This window comes from Cryobacterium cheniae (assembly GCF_004403395.1).
In the GTDB taxonomy this organism is placed as follows: Bacteria; Actinomycetota; Actinomycetes; order Actinomycetales; family Microbacteriaceae; genus Cryobacterium; species Cryobacterium cheniae.
Genome location: NZ_SOGN01000018.1, coordinates 36,692 through 55,689, shown reverse-complemented (window position 1 = coordinate 55,689; position 18,998 = coordinate 36,692). Strand labels below are relative to the sequence as shown.

The window sequence follows — 18,998 nt, the reverse complement described above, 5'->3', positions numbered from 1 at the left end:
CATGCGTGCCGCGTCCACCGCGAACACGCAACTCGACGTCGGAACGGTGCTCCCCTCGCCCTTCTGATGCCGACGCGTCAGAAAATCCCTCCATCGACCTTGAACAAGTGACCAAACCTCATTGCCGTCCGCTCCGAATCACCGACTATCAACGGGAACTCCTCGTTGACCACTGACCAAGGAGAAATCGTGAAACGACATTCCATCGGCATTCTCGGGGTTTCGACTGTTGCGCTACTCGCCGCAGGCGTACTCGGATCCGGCGCGGCTCACGCGCAGACCCCGCAATCCGAAGGCGCCTCCAAAACGGTGACGCTGACCGCAAACCTCACGGAACTCAACGGCTCCGGGGCATCCGGAACTGCAACCGCGGCAGTTCGCAACCAGAAGATCAAGCACATAGAAGTGCACGCCTCCGGACTGACGCCCAACGCTCCACACGCTCAACATATTCACTACGGCAACCAAGCGCAGAACGAGTGCCCCACCCTTGCGCTGGACAGCAACGATGACGGCCGCCTGAACACCGTGGAAGGAATTCCGGCCTACGGACCCGTTGTCGTCTCGCTGACTACGACGGGCGACACCTCACCGGCCAGCTTCCTGGACGTCACCCGGTTCCCGGTTTCCGCGGACGGCGGTTACCACTACAGCCGCGACAATCTCCACATCACCAAGGTGGCGGGAACCGGATACCCCGGCCCCGCCGGCACAGGTACGGCCAAAGAAATCGCAGAGTCCATCCGCGAGGGCGAAGGCGTCGTCGTGATCCATGGCGTCGACTACAACGGCAACGGCTCCTACGATTTCAGCGCGGGAGCGAGCGAACTCGACCCGAACCTGCCAGCAGAAGCGACCGACCCGGCCGCCTGCGGCGTCCTGCGATAGACAACACCCAAGGCCCTTCTTGGGGGTTGAACACACGATGGCCCATCCTCCTGGATGGGCCATCGGCGTGCTGGAATGACCGTCGCGACCAGAGGGTTCCACAATTCGTCTGTTCTCGCCTGCTCAGGGCTTTTCCTTGCCGCGGCACCCACCGGGCGCATACTCTGAATCATGCCTCACCTCACCGTTCCAGGCGCCTCGCTCTACTACGAGACGGCGGGCCACGTATCGTCACCGGCGCTCCTGCTGCTGCACGCCGGCATCGCCAATCTGCGGATGTGGGACCCGCAGGTCGACGCGCTGGCTGCCGACCACTTCGTCATCCGTTTCGATAGCCGCGGATGCGGCCAGACGACCAGCGATAACGTGGATTTCTCCGCGCGCGCGGACGCCCGCGCGGTTCTCGACCACCTCGGGGTGGCGTCGGCCACGCTGGTCGGGTGCTCCCGCGGCGGCGGGACCGCCATCGATCTGGCCGTGGAGAGCCCCGACCGCGTGAAGGGCCTGGTGACCGTGGGAGCCGGGCCCAGCGGGTTCCCCGAAATCGAACTGACCGATGTCGAGGACGCCCGGTTCGACGAGATGGATGACGCATTCGACGCCCAGGACTGGCACCGGCTGGCGCGCCTCGAGGTGGCGCTCTGGGCGTTCGGCCCTCTCCGCAACGAGGCCGACCTCGACCCCGAATTCGTGGCCACGGCCTACGCGCTGGGCCGCGTCAACGCCGCGCATGCGGAGGAGGACCCGACACCGATTCCGCTCGAGCCGCCCGCCGTCAACCAGGTCAGCGACATCGAGGTGCCCGCACTCGTCACGGTCGGCGAGTTCGACATCACCCCGCACCTCGCCGAATACGAGTACCTCCTGTCGACACTTCCTGACGTCAGCGGCTGCACGTTCCGCGACACCGCACACCTGCCGAACGTCGAACGGCCGGCGGATTTCCAGCGCGTACTCGTGGACTGGCTGGCGGAGCACCGGCTCTAGAAGCGGCTCGGCCGCGGGGACTGGAGGCACGCACCGGCCGGTTTTCCCCCGGTTTTCCGTGCGCGCGCCGCAGGGAACCGCCACCCAGTACCCTTGGGGTCGTTCACATCCAGCGAGGGGCCACGATGTCACGGACCGATTCAGACGACTCCTATACGGAGTTCGCCGGCACCGTCGTCTGGCCGCGAAGCGCCGCCGAGCTCACCGACACCACCCGGTGCCCGGCCTGCCGCACCCTGCTGCGTTCCCCCGTCTGCTCGACCTGCGGGCTCGACCTAGGTCACCCCGCATCGTCGCTGCTGTTGACCGCGTCAACGGATGCCGCCGCCGCCCTCGACCGCCGTCGCGAGCTGATCGGGCGCATCCGTTTCGATGTCGCCGAAGCGCAGCTGGCTGCGCGGTTCGCTGCCGACCACGCGCCGGTCGCCACCGCTCCCGCACCGGTCCCTCCCAGCGCTCCCGCAACAGCACCGCGACAAGCGTTCGCGCCCCCAGCGACCGCGAGCGCCCTACCCGCGGTGCCGCTCGCGCCGCCCCGTGCCACCGCGGCCACCGCCCCTCCCACACCTGCTTTCCTGCCTCCCCGCCCGCCGGACGCTGCCCGCCGGCCCACCCCCGCATTCGTACCGGACGTTCCCCGGCGTTCGAGCGTGCAGATCCTGCTGCTGCTCGTCGGTGTGACGCTGGTGGCGGTGGCTGCCATCTTCTTCCTCACGGTGGCCTGGATCTTCGCCGGGCTCGCGGTGCGGTCGGCGATCATCGCGCTGTTCACCATCGCCGCGCTCATCACGGCCGGCGTTCTGCGGCGCAGACGACTCGTCGCCACGGCCGAGGGAATCGGCGTGCTGGCCGTGGTGCTCGTTCTCCTCGACGCCTGGGCGCTGCGTGCGAACGACCTGTTCGGCCTCGCATCCGCGGACGGCCCGGCCTACTGGGGTGTCACCCTGTCGGCCTGCGCCGCGCTGTTCCTCGGCTGGCACGCTTTCTCCGGCCTCCGGATCGCCAGCGTGGCCGGATTCGCCGTCGCCGCGCCGGGAGTCGGCCTTCTCACCGCCGGTCTCGCCGCCGGCCAACCGGATGAAACCCGCCTCTACCTCGGGTTCCTCGGCGCCGCGGTGGGCGCGCTCCTCCATCGGTTCACCCTGCCGACCCCGCCGACCATGCCGGCGTCTCCGGCCGCCGTCCCCCGGGACGCCTCCGTCGCCAGCGCCGCGGGGACCGCCGGCGTGCGGCATCACCACTGGCCATCGGTCGACCGCGTTCCGGAGCGCCTGGCCCTACTCACCCTGGCGGCGCTCGCGCTGATCGGCGCCGGCACCACCGCCCCGTTCGTCGACGAGGCCACCGTCCTCGCCCCGCTCTGGACCCTGGGCGCCGTGGCGGTCGTCGCCCTGCTGCACCTGCTCGTTATCCTGCCCCGGGCGGATGCCGCGGTCGCCTACCGCCTGTTCGGCTACGGCTCGGCGGCCCTCGCCGCGCTGTCTGTCACCAGCATCGCCCCGATCGTGGCCAACCGCGCCGAGAGCCTGACGCTGGCACTGACCCTGCCGCTCCTGATCGCCGTGGCGCTCTCCCTCGCCGCCGAACTCTCCGCGGGGCGCCGCACCGCCGGGCCGGTCCGTACGGCCGTCATCGTGGCCGGCGCGACAGCGGCCGTGGTCGCGGTGAACGCCGCGATCCTCGTCATCGCCTCCGCGGCGTGGCCGCTCGGCGTCGCCCTGCTCAGCGGGCTGGCCGCCAGCGACGAGCCGATGGCGGACACCGTGGCGGACAACGCCTGGGCGCTCGGCACGCTGGCCGCCGTCGGCGTGCTCGTCGGCCTCGCCTGGGCGCTGGGCGGCATCCTGAAACCGCGCCGTCGTGTCGTCGCCTCGCTGTTCATGGGCGTCGCGGTGCTGCTGGTTCCCTTTACCGGCCCGCTCGCCGTGATGACCGTGCTCTACGTCGTCCTCGGCGCCCTTGCGCTGGCCGTGCTGCTGCTGGACCGACGGGGCCGGCTGCCGCTCGGCGCGTTCCTGCCCGTGACCGTGACCTTCCTGATCCTGGCCGAGACGTTCGGCTACATCATCGGCTGGCACAGCAGCACCACCTGGTGGATCGGCTCGGTCTCGGCGATCCTGGCGCTCTTCCTTGCCCGGCTGCTGCTCGATCGCACCGCCGCCGTCGGCCGGGGCATCCTCCTGGCCGGGGCCGTGGCGCTCACCGTCGTCGCGGCCGTCGTCACGCCGTGGGCCCTGACGCTGGCCGAATCGCCGTCTGACCCGGTCCTGCTCGTCGACGGACTGCGCGCCGTCGCCCTCGCGACCGCGCTGTTGCAGCTCGCGGTCGCGTTCCCCGCAGGCCGAATTCTCACCGACACCGAGCGCCGGTGGGCGTTCTGGACGCTGCTGGCCCCCACCGTGATGGCCGTCGCCCTGCCGGCCGCGGGGCTTGCGGAGAGCCTGCAGACCGGTGAGGCTGCCGCACTGCTCCTGGGCGCACCCGCCCTGTCGATCGTGCCCACGGCGCTCCTGCTCGCCGCCATCGGAGTGTGGCTGGGCCTGCGCGGCAACCCCGGCACCGCCCGGATCGAGCGTTTCGTGGCCCTGGGCGCCGCCGCACCCACGCTGCTCGCGCTGTTCTGGTCCGTGCGGGTGGCGGCGGATGTCCCGGCCACGGTCGACGGCATCGCCATGGCGACGTCGGCACTCCTGGTGTGCGCCCTCGGCCTCGCGCTCGGCACGTTGGCGGCCGGGGACACGGCCCGCGGCGCCCGCGCGCGAACGGACCGACTCGCCCTCGAGGCCGGCGCGGCCATCATCCTGATTCTCGGCACGCTGATCGTGCTCGCCGGCCGGAGCCCCTTCGCCTGGCTCGTGCTGCTCCTGGCCGGCGTGACCGCCCTCGTCACGGCGATCGCCCCGGACGGGCTCTTCGGTTCCCGTTCGCCGCGACGCCATCTCGGCTGGCCCGCCCTGCTGCTCGGCACGGCCGGCCTGTGGGTCGGGCTGAACCGCGGCGGAGCCGAGACCCTCGAGCCGTATGTGCTCCCGGTCGCCGGTGTGCTGCTGATCCTGGCCGTCCTGATCCGGCGGTTCGGCCGGGTCCCGCGCACCGAAGCGGCGAGTCCGGCGGCCGCGCTGCTCTCCCTGGCCGGCCTGTTCGTGGCGATCGTGCCCCTGGCGCTCGCCTCGGCCTCCGGCTCGCCCGTGCGTCCGATCGTCCTCGCCCTGGCCTCCGCGGTGCTGCTGCTCGGCGCCGGTGCCGGGCGCTGGGCCCCGCCCCGCTCGGCCTACCTGGCCGCCGCCTGGGTGAGCGGGGCGCTCGGACTCCTCGTGACGAGCATCGTGCAGCTGCTCCGCGTGCTTGGCGAACCCGGCGCGCCCGACGTGCGTCTCGAATACTGGTTCCTCCCCTTCGCCGCCGCCGCGGCGGGGGCGTTCCTGCTCGTCAGGCGTACGGACCCGTCGACCCGCCGACCGCGCAGCATCGCGGGCATCACCCTGCTCATTCTGGTGCTCGTGACCGTGACGATGGCCGAGATCGCCGCGTTCGCCTGGGTCGGAGCAGCCGATGACGCCATCGTGATCGCGGTGCGCGCATCCGTTCTCGTGCTCGCACTCGGGGTCGTGCACGTGCTCGCCGTCTGGCGGCCGCGCGCACCGCTGACCACGGCCACCGGTTGGGTCGCCGCGGGGCTGGCCGGGCTCGCCCTGGTGGCCGCCGTGTGGACGGATGCCACCGAACCGTTCGAACTCGTGACCGTGACCCTCGGCCTCGCGATCGTCGTCGGCCAGGTGCTCGCCGGGCGCACTCGACCGGTCGATGCCGAGGTGCCTGTCCCCGATTTGTCGGTCGCCGTTGCGCCGGTCGCCGTGGGGGCCGGCTGGATTGCGGCCGGATTGGCCCTGGCCCTGTTGCCGAGTGCCACCGTCGGCGGCACGGGCGGTCTCCTCCGTCCCGTGCTGACGCTGACCGTCGGCGGCGCGTTCGCCATCGTCGGGGCGCTCCTGCTGGCCCGGCCGCGCTGGGCCTTCCTCGCCTGGCCTGCCCTCGGCGTCGGCACGCTCACGGTCCTGCTCACGGCGGCCACGCGCATCCAACCGCTGCTCGGCCTCGCCCCGGACGGCCCCGACACCCGGCTCGAAGCGTGGCTGCTGCCCTCCGCGCTGATCCTCGCGGCCGTCGGCACGAGCCTCGTGGTCGTCCCCCGGCGCACTGCTGAGAGCGCCGGCCTGGGCGGCGGCGAGGCGACGGATGCCCCCGCGCTGCGCCTCGGTTACGGTCTGGTGGTTGTGGTGATCGTCGGGGTACTCACGGCCGAGGTTTTCGCCCTCGGCTACGCGCCACTGGCGACAATCCGGGTGATCCTCCTCGTCTGGGCCTTCTCCGCGCTGCACGTCGCGGCGTTCTGGTACGACGACAGCCGACTGGCGCGGATGGTCGCCTGGGTGGCCATCGGGGCCGGCAGCGTCGCGGTGGCCGCCGGTTATGCGCACTCCGCGCCGGACACGGTCGAGATCGTGAGCGTGCCTCTGGCCATCGCCCTGCTCGCGACCGGCTGGCTGCACCTCGACGTCACGCCCGCCGCGCGCAGCTGGCGCTGGCTCGCGCCCGGACTACTCGTGCTGTTGGTGCCGCCACTGCTGCTCGACCTCACCGAGAGTCCGCTCTGGCGGGTGGTGGGCCTCGGCCTCGTCGCCACCGTGGTGATCGTGCTCGGCCTGGTGCGCAGGCTGCAGGCACCATTCGTGATCGGCGCGGTCGTGCTGCTGGTGCACGCGGTCGCGCAACTCTGGCCCTGGATCTCGCTGGCCTACGGTGCGGTGCAGTGGTGGCTGTGGCTCGGCGTGGGCGGCCTCATCCTGATCGGGCTCGCGGCCCGCTACGAGCGGCGGATCGCGAGCTTCAAGGCGATCGCGTTGACGATCTCCGCCCTGCGCTGACGGCTCGGCTCAGGACTGCGCCGCGTGGCTGATCGCCAACTGCACGAAGTCCGAGTTGATCAGGGCCTTCGAGAGGTAGAACGGGCGCCCGTCGTGATCGAGCGTCTGGGTGAGGATCAGCACCGGGCTGCCGGCGGGCAGCCCGAGCAGCTTGCCGCGGGTGGCACCGGGAACGCCGAGCGTGATGTCGGTTTCGCCGGGTCCGAAGGTCGGGCCCAGCACCGAGATGAGGGCGGCAAGCGCACTGCGCCCCGCGTCCTGGGACACGGCTGCCACCGCCGCCTCACCGAGCTGGCCGAGGCGGTCTCCGGGCAGGTGCTCCTGGATCAGAGCGATGGGGGCGCCCTCCCGGGTGACGACGCTCTCGATGAACCAAGACGCCTCGTCGGTGCGAATCCCGATAGCATCGGCCGTGAACGCGGGCGACGCGGACTGCAGGGCAGCCTGAGTGCGGCGCACCTGTGCGGGCGGTCCGGTCTCGCTGAGCAGTTCCTCGATCGGGCGGATCTTCTGCAAGCCGAGGTGTGGCATCCGGTCGGCGACGAAGCGCCCGATGCCCCGGCGCGAGCGCACGAAGCGGTCTTCCTCCAGCAGCATGAGGGCTTCCCGAACGACCGTGCGGCTCACCCCCATCGCCGTGCCGAGCTCCGACTCCGACGGGAGCAGGGATGCGACCGGCAGGGATCCGTTCCGGATCGCCTCGGTGATCCGCGAGTACACCGCCACCCGCAACGGCAGGCTTCCATTGGTCTCGAGCGGACCCGCCAGGGCCGCCTCCGTGCGTCGATCCATTGATGCTCCCCAGGTCGGTGAGTCGAGCCTAGCGTGCGTTCCTTGGTACTTGTATAACAAGCATGTATGCTGAGCGTGTCGACCTCGTGGTTGCTCCAATGAAGGAGTCTTGTCATGCTCGTGCTTCCCCTCGCAACAGCTCCCGTCGTGGAGCGCGCGCGGACTCCCCGCGCCGGCGTGTTGATCGGCACGCTGGTCCTGGCGATCCTGACCTTTCAGCTGAACGCCACCCTCCTCTCCGCCGCCCTGCCGGCCGTGGGCGCTCAACTGGGCGAGAGCATGCAGGACGTCGCCCGGATTCAGTCGGTGTTCTTCCTCTCCGGCGCGGTCTTCGGCATGGTCTTCTCCCGCTGGAGCGATTTCCTCGGCCGCAAACGCAGCCTCGTGATCGTGCTGACGGTGCTGCTGATCGGCACCGTCATCTGCGCCCTCGCGCCGAGCCTCCCCCTGCTGCTGCTCGGCCGGGTGCTGCAGGGTGCCTCCAACGCCACCTTCACGATCTCCTTCCTCCTTCTGTCGGAGCGTCTGAACAACCGCCTGTTCGGCATCTCGGTCGGCATCATCACCTCGGTCAACGGCGGCCTGTTCGGCGTCGACGGCTTCCTCGGCGGTTACGTCACCGACACCATCGGCTGGCGCTTCCTGTTCGTGATCACCCTCTGCCTTGGTCTGGTCGCGATCAGTTGCGTCGCCCTCTTCGTGCCGAAGGACGAGCCGCCCACCCAGGACGGGTCGATGGACTGGTGGGGTGCCGGCATCCTGTCCCTGTTCCTGGTACTGCTCACGAGCCTGATCTCGCAGGCGTCCTCCGCAGGCTGGGCCGACCCGCTGACGATGGGCTACCTCGTCGGGGCGACCGTCAGCGCGGTGGCCTTCGTTTTGGTCGAGAGCCGCACCCGCCGGCCGCTCATCCCCATCCACGCGCTGCGTTCCCGGCAGGTGTGGCCGCTCTTGCTCTCCACCGTGCTCACCCTGGCCGGTGTGTTCTCCGCACTCAACTTCACCGTGGTGATGCTCAGCCAGAACGATCAGGTGGGCTACGGGCTCACCGCGTCGATGTCGGCGCTGCTCTACCTCACCCCGACCGCCCTCGTCGGCGTGACCGCGGCGATCTTCTCCGGCTGGATAGCCGTGCGGATCGGCTGGATCACGTCACTGCGGCTGAGCAGCGGCGTGATCGCCCTGATCACGGCAGGACTGGCCGTGTTCGCGATGGACCGCTGGATGGTCTTCGGCCTGCTCATCGTGATGGGTGTCTTCTACCTCGGCCTGTTCCAGAGTTCGGTCAACGGCGTCTCCGTGCTCAACTCGCCGCCCGAGGCCCGTGGGGCCCTGCCCGGCCTGAACGGCGCCTGCTTCGGCATCGGCATCGGCACCGGCATCGCCCTGGTCGCGCCGGTCGTGGCCGCAGGAACGGTCGCCGGTTTCCAGACGGCCCTGTGGATCTCGGTGGGCCTCACTCTGGCATCGTTCCTGGCCTCCCTGATTCTGCGCCCCGCCGCATGAACTCCCGCACCACTTCTGAACCCCTGAACCAGCACGATGAGAACGGATGGTCAACGATGACACTCAGGATGGCTCCCCACCCCCGCCCGATCTACCTCGACTGCGATACCGGGATCGACGATGCGATGGCGCTCGCGTTCTTGCTGGCGACGCCGGGCATCCGTCTGGTCGGCATCGGCACGGTGAGCGGATGCGTCAACCCGGCCGTCGCGGCGGCGAACACCCTGAGCCTGCTGGCGACCGCCGGTCGTGACGACATCCCGGTCGCGGTCGGCGCCTGGGAGCCCGTCAGCGGCACCTCCCGGCGCGGGGCCGCCCACATGCACGGCCGCAACGGGATCGGGGATGTGCTGCTGCCCCGCTCGCCCCGCCGCCCGGTCGACGACAGCGCCACAGAACTGCTGATCCGGCTGGCGCACGAGTACCCCGGCGAACTGGAGATCATCGCGGTCGGTCCTCTGACGAACCTGGCCGAAGCGCTCTGTACCGACCCGGAACTGCCCCGGCTCGTGCGCCGGGTCACCATCATGGGCGGCGCCGTCTTCGCGCCCGGCAACGCCGGCAAATTCGCCGAGGGCAACATCGCCGCCGACCCGACCGCCGCCGCGGACGTGTTCGCGGCCAGCTGGCCGGTGACCCTGGTCCCGCTCGACGCGACGGCGCCGCACACCTTCGACGAGACCCATCGGCGGGCACTCACCGCGGCCCCGGGGCTGACCCAGCATGCACTCGCCGCCATGCTCGGCACCTGCCTGACGCAGTGCGGCAAGCAGTTCAGCACCCGGCGCTTCGCCCTGCACAATTCCATCGCCGCGGCCTTCGCAACCGGAAGCCTCGAGGCCGAGCGGGCGCCCACCCTGCACGTCTGCGTGGACACGAGCGCCGGCCCGCGCCGCGGCCAGACCCATTTCACCAAGGTGGAGGGAGCTCCGGCCGGAGGACCAGGCACCGCGAGGCCGGGCGGGCTGCCTGCCGGCGGGCTGCCTGCCGGCGGGCTGCCTGCCACAGCGGGTCCTGCCGGGCAGAATCCGCACGAGGCCCGGGTGGTGCTGTCCCTGCGACGCAATGCCGCGGCACTGCTCCTGGAACGGATCCTCACTCTCGCGCCCGCCCCGGTTCACGTGCCCGCAGCGGAGCCGGCTAGCGCTCTGGCTACGGCCGGAGCCCGCGCACTCGCGCCCGCTCGGGCCCGGAGGCAGGCGGAACCGGTACCCGTCTGAGTCGACAACGGGCAGTCCGTCGCTCTCGCTGGCGGCCAGCACCACATCCAAAATCTTGTCCAGGATGTCGTCGGGATCGGCCACCGCGGGCGTCTCGATCAACGCGCCGAGGGTGATCGTCGCGCTGTCGTCGTCGTTGCCCAGTGAGTCAAAGACGGCAGCGACTGTCACGATTCCGATGAACTCACCCCCGCGATGACCGGCAGGGCGCGCCTGCCTGACCCGAGCAATATCCGGGCCCCTTCAGCCGGAGTGAGCCGGGAGCTCACCACGTCGGGTGCCTCGGTCATGACCTCCCGCACAAGCGTCGCCCAGGATCGACCGGCCGACGATGGAGGCGGTGACCGAGGACAGCACAAGGATGCCGAACGAACGAGCCGCGAAATCGCGCAATAGGAGCTCGAGGGCGAAGAAGACGGCGGCTATGGGAGCGTTGACGGTTGCGGCGATCGCCCCGGCAGCACCGCAGGCGACCGGTGCGAAGTTGACGAACGTACCGCCGATCCAGGGAAGCCACGAGGCTCCTTCATGTGTAGACTCAGCGTGCGCAATCGCAACTATTGCTTTTATGCAATAAAAGCTTTATCACTTGGACCGAACAAGGGAGCCCCGCATGGATGCGCTCACTACGGCTGCGGCCGACGCCACCCTCGCCGCCTCTCGCGCCTTACTCGGCGTGGTTGCCCGGTCTGTCACGGCGGCCCTGGACGTCGTGACGCTGCCACAGTTCCGTGTGCTGGTCGTGCTCAGCTCGGCCGGGCCCACGCGCATGAGCACCCTGGCGGAGCGGATGGGGGCCAACCCGTCCACCTTCAGCCGGTCGATTGACCGCATGATTGCCGGAGGCTGGGTTGAACGGGGGCCAAGCCCCGAGAGCCGCCGCGAAGTGCTGATCACGCTCACCTCGGGCGGCCGAGAACTCGTCGACGATGTCACGGAGCGTCGCCGGCAGGGCATCGCCGCGATCCTCTCGACCCTGACTGCGGAGCAGCAGAAGGCCGTCCGCGACGCATTGCAGCTCTTCGCCGACGCCGCCGGCGAAACCTCGGCGTCGGATCTTCTCACCCTGGGCACCTGACTGCCCCCGTACGGCACTACCCCTGGCCCTGGACTGCACGGCCACGAGTTCGACCCGGAGCGATCACATCTTCTCTACGACCACCATCTCTTCCCACCCCCGTACGTTTGGCGGGGTGCTTGGAGGGCTTCTCGGCTTTGTCGCAACCAGCGCCCTCGCCGGCATTCTCGCCGCGGCCGCCGTCACACCGGTGCTGGCCCTGTCCAGCGTGGCGGCCACGAACGCGATAACCGTTTTTGAGAATCTGCCCAGCTACCTCGCGATTGACCAGCTCTCGCAGAAGAGCAACATCTACGCCACTCAGACCGACGGCACCAACGTGCTGTTGGCCTCCTTTTACGACCAGAACCGGGTCGAGGTGGAGTGGGATGCGATCAGCCAATTCGTCAAGGACGCCGCCGTCGCCGGCGAGGACCCGCGCTTTTACGACCATGGCGGAGTCGACCTTCAGGGCACCGTCCGTGCCGTGCTGAGAACGGCCAGCGGCAGCGCCACCCAGGGCGGGTCGTCGATCACCCAGCAGTACGTCAAGAATGTACTCGTTCAGAAGTGCGAGGTCCTCCAGGACAAGACCGATCAGAGCGTCTGCTACCTGGCCGCAACCGAAACCACACCGGATCGCAAGCTCAAGGAAATGCGAATGGCGATCGGCCTGGAGAAGAAGTACACCAAGAACGACATTCTCCGCCAGTACCTCAATATCACCGGCTTCGGCGGCACGGTGTACGGCATCGAAGCGGCCGCGAACTACTACTACGCCACGACCGCCGCGACGCTGACCCTTCCGGAGTCGGCGAGCCTGGTGGCGATCGTGAACAACCCCGGCAAGTTCCAGCTCGACCACCCGGCCAGCGACACGAACGGAGGGGCGAATGGCTATGCCGCCAACAAGAGCCGGAGAGACTACATCCTCGGCGAGATGCTCACCCACGGCAAGATCAGCCAGGAACAGCACGACTCGGCCGTCGCCACTCCCATTGAGCCGACCATTACGCAGCCCAGCACCGGCTGCAAGACGGCCGGCTCCAACGCCTTCTTCTGTGACTACGTCACCAAACAGCTTCTGCACGACCCGGCCTTCGGGAAGAGCCAGGACAGCCGTCAGCTCAATTTCCGCCGCGGCGGCTACAGCGTCTACACCTCCCTCGACCTCGACCTGCAAAACGCGGCCGTGGCCACTCTGGCCGCGAACGTCCCCGCCACCTATCCCGGCTGGGACGTCGGCGGAGTGGTCACCAGTGTGGAGGTCGGCACCGGGCGGGTGCTCGCAATGGCCCAGAACAAGGACTACAGCCAGGATCCGGCCGTGCAATCGACCGGCGCCAACTACACCGCCATCAACTACAACACCGATTTCGGCCAGGGTGGGTCCAGCGGCTTCCAGCCGGGCTCAACCTACAAGGTGTTCACGCTGGGCGAGTGGCTGGCGGAGGGGCACTCGCTCAACGAGCGGGTCGACTCCCGGCGCAAATCCGACTGGGGCGTCTTCAAGGACAGCTGCAACGGCAACGCGAGCTACGTCTTCAACCCGAAGAACGATGACAACGAGTCCGGCAGCAACTACAGCGCCCTCCAGTCGACGATCGGCTCCATCAACACCGGTTACATCGGCATGGCAAAGAAACTCGACCTGTGCGGCATCCGTAAAACCGCCGAAGCCTTCGGGGTGCATCGCGCCACCCTCGACCCGCTGGCACAGGGACCGTCCTCCGTGCTCGGCACGAACGAGATCGCACCCCTCACGATGGCCGCCGCCTTCGCCGGAATCGCCAACGACGGCACGACCTGCACCCCCGTCGGCATCGACAGCGTTACCGGCCCGGGAGGCGCCGAGATCCCGATTTCCCAGTCCGATTGCACCCAATCGGTTTCGTCGGCGGTGGCCGCGGGGATGACACACGCGATGCACCGGGTCATGACCGAGGGCACCGCCAACCAGTCCTATCGGAACACCTCCCCGCGCGTTCCTATGATCGGCAAGACCGGAACCACCGACGGTAACAAGGACACCTGGATGAGCGGGGCCAGCTCCCGGGTCGCGACCGTCGCGGGCGTGGTCACCGTCACCGGGTCAGACAACCAACGCCGGATCTACTTCGACAGCGGGCAGGCCGCGACCGCCCGTCATCGGATGTGGCCTGACGTCATGTCGGTCGCCAACGCCAAATATGGGGGGGAAGCCTTCACCGAAGCATCAGCCAGGACGGTCCACGGTGAGCCGGTCGCCGTACCGGACGTGCGTGGCCAATCGCTCGCGAAGGCGCAGGCCGCCCTCGAGTCTGCCGGATTCACCGTCGTGGACGGCGGTGCCACAGCCTCCGAATTGCCCTCGGGCACGGTGGCCCGTTCGGCTCCGGCCGGCGGCACAACGGCCAGCCCCGATTCGACGGTCACCGTCTACACCAGCGACGCCACCCTGAAACTTCTGCCCGATGTCATCGGACTCAGTGAAAGCGTTGCTCGGGCCAGGCTCACCGGCTACTCCGTGGTCACGGTCGCCGAGATCGTGACCGACCCGGAACAGGTCGGGAGGGTCAACGCAATGACGCCCCGTTCGGGATCCCTCGCGCGGGCTGGGGACACCGTCACCCTTACCGTGGGCGCACTCGGCTGATGCCCCGACGCGGTTGCAACAATGAGAAAATAGACGGATGAGCGCAACACTCGTGGCCAAGGGCCTGGCCGGCGGGTACGCACACCGCACCCTCTTCGACTCGCTCGACCTCACCGTCGCGCCCGGCGACGTCGTGGGCGTCGTCGGCGTGAACGGATCGGGCAAGTCCACCCTGCTGAACCTGCTCGCCGGCCTCGCCGAACCCCAGTCCGGCACCGTCAGCCTCGCCCCGGCCGACGCCTTCGTCGGCTGGCTGCCGCAGGAGCACGAGCGCCTGTCCGGTGAGACCGTCGCCGGCTACATCGCCCGGCGCACCGGCTGCGCCCAGGCGACCCTCGAGATGGACGACGCGGCATCCGCTCTGGGCGATGCCTCACCGAGCCCGCGACCCGACGGCCTCGACCCGGCCGACGCGTACTCGGCCGCCCTCGAGCGCTGGCTGGCCAGCGGCGCCGCCGACCTCGATGAACGGATGCCCGCGGTGCTCGCCGACCTCGGCCTCAACCTCGGTACCGAGCGCGCCGAGCACACCCTGATGACGTCCCTTTCCGGCGGCCAGGCAGCCCGGGTCGGACTCGGCGCCCTGCTGCTGTCGCGCTTCGACATCGTGCTGCTCGACGAGCCCACCAACGACCTCGACCTCGACGGTCTGGAACGCCTGGAGGCCTTCGTCACGGGCCTCCGCGGCGGGGTCGTGCTCGTCAGCCACGACCGTGAGTTCCTGGCGCGCTGCGTGACGCGCGTGCTCGAACTGGACCTCGCCCAGGGCGCCAACCGGGTGTTCGGCGGCGGCTACGACTCCTATCTGGAGGAGCGCGAAACGTCCCGTCGGCAGAAGCGCGAGCACTACGACGAGTTCGCCGAGAAGAAGGCCGACCTCGTGGGACGGGCCCGCACCCAGCGCGAATGGTCGAGCCAGGGAGTGCGGAACGCCCTGAAGAAGGCTCCCGACAACGACAAGATCCGGCGCAAGGCATCCGCCGAGTCCAGCGAGAAGCAGGCGCAGAAGGTGCGGCAGATGGAGAGCCGCATCGCGCGCCTCGAGGAGGTCGACGAGCCGCGCAAGGAGTGGCAGCTCGACTTCACGATCGGTTCCGCGCCCCGGTCCAGCTCGGTGGTGTCCACGCTGAGCAACGCGGTTCTCCGCCAGGGCGATTTCACCCTCGGGCCGGTGTCGCTGCAGATCAACGCGGGCGAACGCATCGGCATCACCGGGCCCAACGGGGCCGGCAAGTCCACGCTGCTACGGGCGCTGCTGGGGAGACAGGTTCCGGATGCCGGCACGGCCAGCCTCGGCGCCCGCGTGAGCATCGGGGAGATCGACCAGGCCCGGGCCCAGCTCGATGGCACCCGGCCTCTCGCCACCAGCTTCGAGGCGCTGGCGCCCGACCTGTCCACGGCCGAGGTGCGCACCCTGCTCGCGAAATTCGGGCTCAAGGCCGACCACGTCAACCGTCCGGCCGCCGACCTCTCCCCCGGCGAGCGCACCCGCGCGGGCCTCGCGCTGTTGCAGGCGCGCGGGATCAACCTGCTCGTGCTGGACGAACCCACGAACCACCTCGACCTGGCCGCCATCGAGCAGCTCGAGCAGGCCCTCGAGTCCTACGAGGGCACGCTGCTGCTGGTCACCCACGACCGACGGATGTTGGCCAATGTGCACACGGACCGGCACTGGCAGGTGGACAACGGCCAGGTGACCGAGACCTGGGCAGATCAAAGCAGCTAGTAGCTAGTAGCTAGTTGCTAGTAACTACCAGCCGGTTCGGCCGAGGTGGCGCCCGAGAGCAGCGCGGCGCTACCGGAGACACCGAGACGGGTCGCGCCGGCATCGATCATGGCCAGGGCGTCGTCGAAGCTGCGCACCCCGCCGGAGGCCTTGATTTCGGCCCGGTCGCCCACGGTCTGCTTCATCAGGCGCACCGCGTGCACGGTCGCCCCACCGGCGGGGTGGAAACCGGTGGAGGTCTTGACGAAGTCGGCACCCGCGGCGACGGCGGCCTGGCACGCGCCGACGATCTCGGCATCGGTCAGCGCCGCGGATTCGATGATCACCTTGAGCACCCCCGGCGCGGGGATGACGGCCCGCACTGCGGCGACGTCGTCCTGCACCTCGGTGAATCGGCCGGCCTTAGCCGCACCGATGTCGATGACCATGTCGATCTCGTCGGCTCCCTGCTCGATGGAGAGGGCGGCTTCGGCGGCCTTGATGGCACTGTGGTGCTTTCCGCTGGGGAAACCGCAGACGACAGCGACCTTAAGATCGGCGCCGGCGGGGATGCGCAGCGGCAGCATCGACGGGGAGACACAGATCGAGTAGGCGCCGAGCTCGATGGCCTCGGTGACGAGCGCGGTCACGTCGTCGGCGGAGGCGCCGGGCAGAAGGAGGGTGTGGTCGATGTAGCGGGCGACGCTTGCGGCATCGAGGAAAGTGGTGGTGGTGGTGGTCATGGTGCTGGATGTCATGGTGGTGCGTCCTTAGTCGGTGATGAGTTTCGGGGAACCTCGGGCACACTGCCCGATTCGCCGAACTCCTCGAACGACACTACGCTTCCCTCACGCCACGAGCCCGCCAACCGATGACGGTCGGTGGGCTATAACACCGCGGCGCCCGGGCTCCACGAGCCTGGGCGCCGCGACAATGTTCAGAACCCCGCGCGGGCGTTACCGGCAGTCTTCGGCCGGCGGCGCGACGAGCGCACCTTCTGGATCATGGCCTTCCCCCGCGGGCTGCGCAGGTATTTCGTGAGCAAGGTCAGGATTACGGGGACGAACTTGAGCAAGCGAGCCATGAAGGTCTCTTTCCGTTTGACGTTTCTTGGGTGCAGGAGTTGGGAATCGGCTGGCCGGAACTGCGCCTGCCCAGCCGCCCCGTGCTGGTGTGTTGTGTTGGTGTGATGTGCTGGGAGTCAGCGGGCGAGTACTTCGCGGTCCACGCGACGGTGGAACCGCATCCCGGCGAGTCCGCCGACGATCGCGCCGGCGAGGCTGATGAAAACGATCACGATCGCGGTGATGATGCTGCCCGCCGTGAGGTCTCCCTGATCGAGCGGGATGCTGGGCATGCTGTTCACGTTTTCCAGAACGTTGAGCTGGCCGCCGGCAATGGCGCCGATGATCCCGGTGATCGCAGCGATCACGATCGCCCACACCCAGACCGCGATTCCCTGCTTGGCTCCGTTGAAACGGGCCATGCGACCGGCGACGTAACCGCCGCAGAAATAGGACACGAACACCACGACCGCGAGCACAATGGCGCCGATCAGGGCGATGGTGCCGGCGTTCTCGGCAGCCTGGTCGGCTGAATCGGCCCCGCCCATGCCCACTGCGGCTCCGGCGGCAGCGAACAATGCGGTGAGGATGACGGCGGTCCCGGTGGCGGTGAGCCAGCCGAAGAACGCCGATCCCCACTTGATCCCGCCCAGGCGGGTCTCGTCGCGGGCGATGACCTCGTCGCGGCCGATGACCTCGTCGCGGATGATCGGGGCATTGCCCGCGGGAACCGTTGCGGCATTGCCCGCGGGAACCGTTGCGGCATTGCCCGCGGGAACCGTTGCGGCGGAGTTGCGGTCGTCGATGTTTCGAGTGCTGTCGGGACCGGATGAGTCGTGTGTTGCCATGGCAGTTGCTCCTCTACTGATACAGGTATGAGCCTCGTCCTGCCGAGGCAGAACATGACCTCCGCGAGAATCTCTCAAAACGTAGTCGTATCTCGGAGGGCATTCGTCACACAAATATGGCGCGGAATTTCGCGTTTAGGGGAGATTCACGGCAAGGAGTGGGGCCCGCCGGCGAGCCTCACTCTCTGAGGTAGAGCTCGAGTGCCGGGACGCGCATCATCGCCAGGGCCCGTTTCTCAAGCTGGCGGATTCGTTCCCGGGTCACACCTTCACGGACGGCGATTTGGTCGAGCGTACGAGGTTGATCGCCGTTGAACCCGTACCGGGCCTCCAGAATCATTCGCTCCCGTGTGGGCAACGCATCGAGATGAAACGTGATGTCAGACCGGCGCAGGGCCAGCGCCGCATATTCCTCCGGCTGGGGCAGGTCGTCGTCCATGATCAGCTCGGAGATGTCGGCCAGGCCCTCGCCGAGCGGGGTTTGATACGAGATTGGTTCGACGTCCCAGTCGAGCAACGCCCGCACGTCGGCCTCCGGAGCCCGGCAGGCCTCTGCCAGCTCCGTAATGGTGGGGTCGCGGTGCAGTGTGCCGGTGAGGTCGCGGCGGACGCGCTTGACCTTGTTGAGCCTCTCCACGGTGTGCACCGGGATCCGAATGGTTCGTGCTGCGCCGACCATGCCCCGGTGGATGGACTGCCGGATCCACCACATGCCGTAGGTGGAGAATTTGTACCCGGTCGTGAAGTCGAATTTCTCCACCGCGCGCAGCAGACCGAGGTTTCCGTCCTGGACCAGATCCATGATCGGAATCCCGCGGCCGGAGTACTGTTTGGCGACGCTGACCACCAACCGCAGGTTGGCCTCGATGAACCGGGTCTTTGCCAGGTCACCGTACCGGGCAAGCCAGGTCAGCTCCCGGGTCAGAGCAGGATCGGCGTCCCCGCGGGCGAGCCGCTCCGCCGCGAACAGGCCCACCTCCATTCGCCGGGCCAGGTCGACCTCCTCCTCCGCGCTGAGCAGGTCCACCCTGCCGATCTTTCGCAGGTAGAAACCGAACGTATCCGTCGGCCCCCGGTCCAATCGCGCCGTTGTGGACCGAGGTACGGCAACCGGTGGGGCTGCGGTCAACACAGTTGAGCGTTGTTCGGGGTCCGACTCCTTCGTCGTGCCAACCCTGAAGTCGTGGTCCGGTGAGGTTGGAGAAACCTCAACGTCACTCACTGCAGCACGAGCGCGTGAGGATTCATCACTATTTAACATTTCAACCTGCCCGAATAAATTCAGGTTGAGAATACACACCTGGCCGAGCCTCCTCAAGAGGCAAAATCACGCCGGATCGGGCCGCATTCGCCCGCTCTGGCAACGTGCCC

14 protein-coding genes are annotated in these 18,998 nt (G+C 68.7%); 8 read left to right on the top strand and 6 right to left on the bottom strand.

The annotated features are described in order from the left end of the window. Positions 1-165 precede the first annotated feature (165 nt). The 3 genes from E3T23_RS03200 (at position 166) to E3T23_RS03190 (ending at position 6,800) form a co-directional block, all read left to right on the top strand. Entirely contained in the window at positions 166-888 is a 723-nt protein-coding gene (locus tag E3T23_RS03200) for a CHRD domain-containing protein (protein ID WP_134368966.1), read from the top strand. Between the two features lie 171 nt (positions 889-1,059). Then, positions 1,060-1,875, top strand: coding sequence for an alpha/beta fold hydrolase (locus E3T23_RS03195; RefSeq protein ID WP_134368965.1), 816 nt, complete (start codon positions 1,060-1,062; stop codon positions 1,873-1,875). Between the two features lie 125 nt (positions 1,876-2,000). After that, positions 2,001-6,800: an SCO7613 C-terminal domain-containing membrane protein gene (locus E3T23_RS03190; protein WP_134368964.1), complete on the top strand. Its 4,800-nt coding sequence runs from the start codon at positions 2,001-2,003 to the stop codon at positions 6,798-6,800. A gap of 9 nt (positions 6,801-6,809) precedes the next feature. Here the strand turns inward: E3T23_RS03190 and E3T23_RS03185 are convergent, their stop codons facing one another. Next, complete coding sequence (locus E3T23_RS03185) at positions 6,810-7,592, bottom strand: GntR family transcriptional regulator (protein WP_134368963.1); 783 nt, start codon at positions 7,590-7,592, stop codon at positions 6,810-6,812. A 114-nt stretch (positions 7,593-7,706) separates the two neighbouring features. On the opposite strand from E3T23_RS03185, the gene E3T23_RS03180 reads away from it, so the two are divergent. Both E3T23_RS03180 and E3T23_RS03175 read left to right on the top strand, forming a co-directional pair. Beyond that, positions 7,707-9,098 (top strand): MFS transporter, encoded by a 1,392-nt coding sequence (locus tag E3T23_RS03180; protein ID WP_134368962.1) that lies wholly within the window; start codon positions 7,707-7,709, stop codon positions 9,096-9,098. Between the two features lie 68 nt (positions 9,099-9,166). After that, positions 9,167-10,318, top strand: coding sequence for a nucleoside hydrolase (locus tag E3T23_RS03175; protein WP_166806179.1), 1,152 nt, complete (start codon positions 9,167-9,169; stop codon positions 10,316-10,318). Between the two features lie 243 nt (positions 10,319-10,561). On the opposite strand, the gene E3T23_RS15895 is transcribed toward E3T23_RS03175, so the two are convergent. After that, on the bottom strand, positions 10,562-10,822 hold the full coding sequence (locus tag E3T23_RS15895) for a chloride channel protein (protein ID WP_338145442.1): 261 nt from the start codon (positions 10,820-10,822) through the stop codon (positions 10,562-10,564). Positions 10,823-10,931: 109 nt separating this feature from the next. Between E3T23_RS15895 and E3T23_RS03165 the strand changes: the two genes are divergently transcribed. The 3 genes from E3T23_RS03165 (at position 10,932) to E3T23_RS03155 (ending at position 15,736) form a co-directional block, all read left to right on the top strand. Further along, on the top strand, positions 10,932-11,396 hold the full coding sequence (locus tag E3T23_RS03165; RefSeq protein ID WP_134368960.1) for a MarR family winged helix-turn-helix transcriptional regulator: 465 nt from the start codon (positions 10,932-10,934) through the stop codon (positions 11,394-11,396). A gap of 115 nt (positions 11,397-11,511) precedes the next feature. Further along, positions 11,512-14,010 (top strand): transglycosylase domain-containing protein, encoded by a 2,499-nt coding sequence (locus tag E3T23_RS03160; RefSeq protein ID WP_134368959.1) that lies wholly within the window; start codon positions 11,512-11,514, stop codon positions 14,008-14,010. Positions 14,011-14,047: 37 nt separating this feature from the next. Then, positions 14,048-15,736: an ABC-F family ATP-binding cassette domain-containing protein gene (locus E3T23_RS03155; RefSeq protein ID WP_134368958.1), complete on the top strand. Its 1,689-nt coding sequence runs from the start codon at positions 14,048-14,050 to the stop codon at positions 15,734-15,736. A gap of 17 nt (positions 15,737-15,753) precedes the next feature. Here the strand turns inward: E3T23_RS03155 and deoC are convergent, their stop codons facing one another. The 4 genes from deoC to E3T23_RS03140 all read right to left on the bottom strand — a co-directional run bounded on the left by deoC (position 15,754) and on the right by E3T23_RS03140 (position 18,888). Next, complete coding sequence (gene deoC, locus E3T23_RS03150) at positions 15,754-16,473, bottom strand: deoxyribose-phosphate aldolase (protein ID WP_241977561.1); 720 nt, start codon at positions 16,471-16,473, stop codon at positions 15,754-15,756. 179 nt (positions 16,474-16,652) lie between these two features. Further along, positions 16,653-16,799, bottom strand: coding sequence for a hypothetical protein (locus E3T23_RS15115; protein WP_166806178.1), 147 nt, complete (start codon positions 16,797-16,799; stop codon positions 16,653-16,655). A 117-nt stretch (positions 16,800-16,916) separates the two neighbouring features. Then, positions 16,917-17,627, bottom strand: a complete 711-nt coding sequence (locus tag E3T23_RS03145) for a hypothetical protein (protein WP_134368957.1) — start codon at positions 17,625-17,627, stop codon at positions 16,917-16,919. A 178-nt stretch (positions 17,628-17,805) separates the two neighbouring features. Further along, positions 17,806-18,888, bottom strand: coding sequence for a sigma-70 family RNA polymerase sigma factor (locus E3T23_RS03140; RefSeq protein ID WP_134368990.1), 1,083 nt, complete (start codon positions 18,886-18,888; stop codon positions 17,806-17,808). Positions 18,889-18,998: the final 110 nt, after the last annotated feature.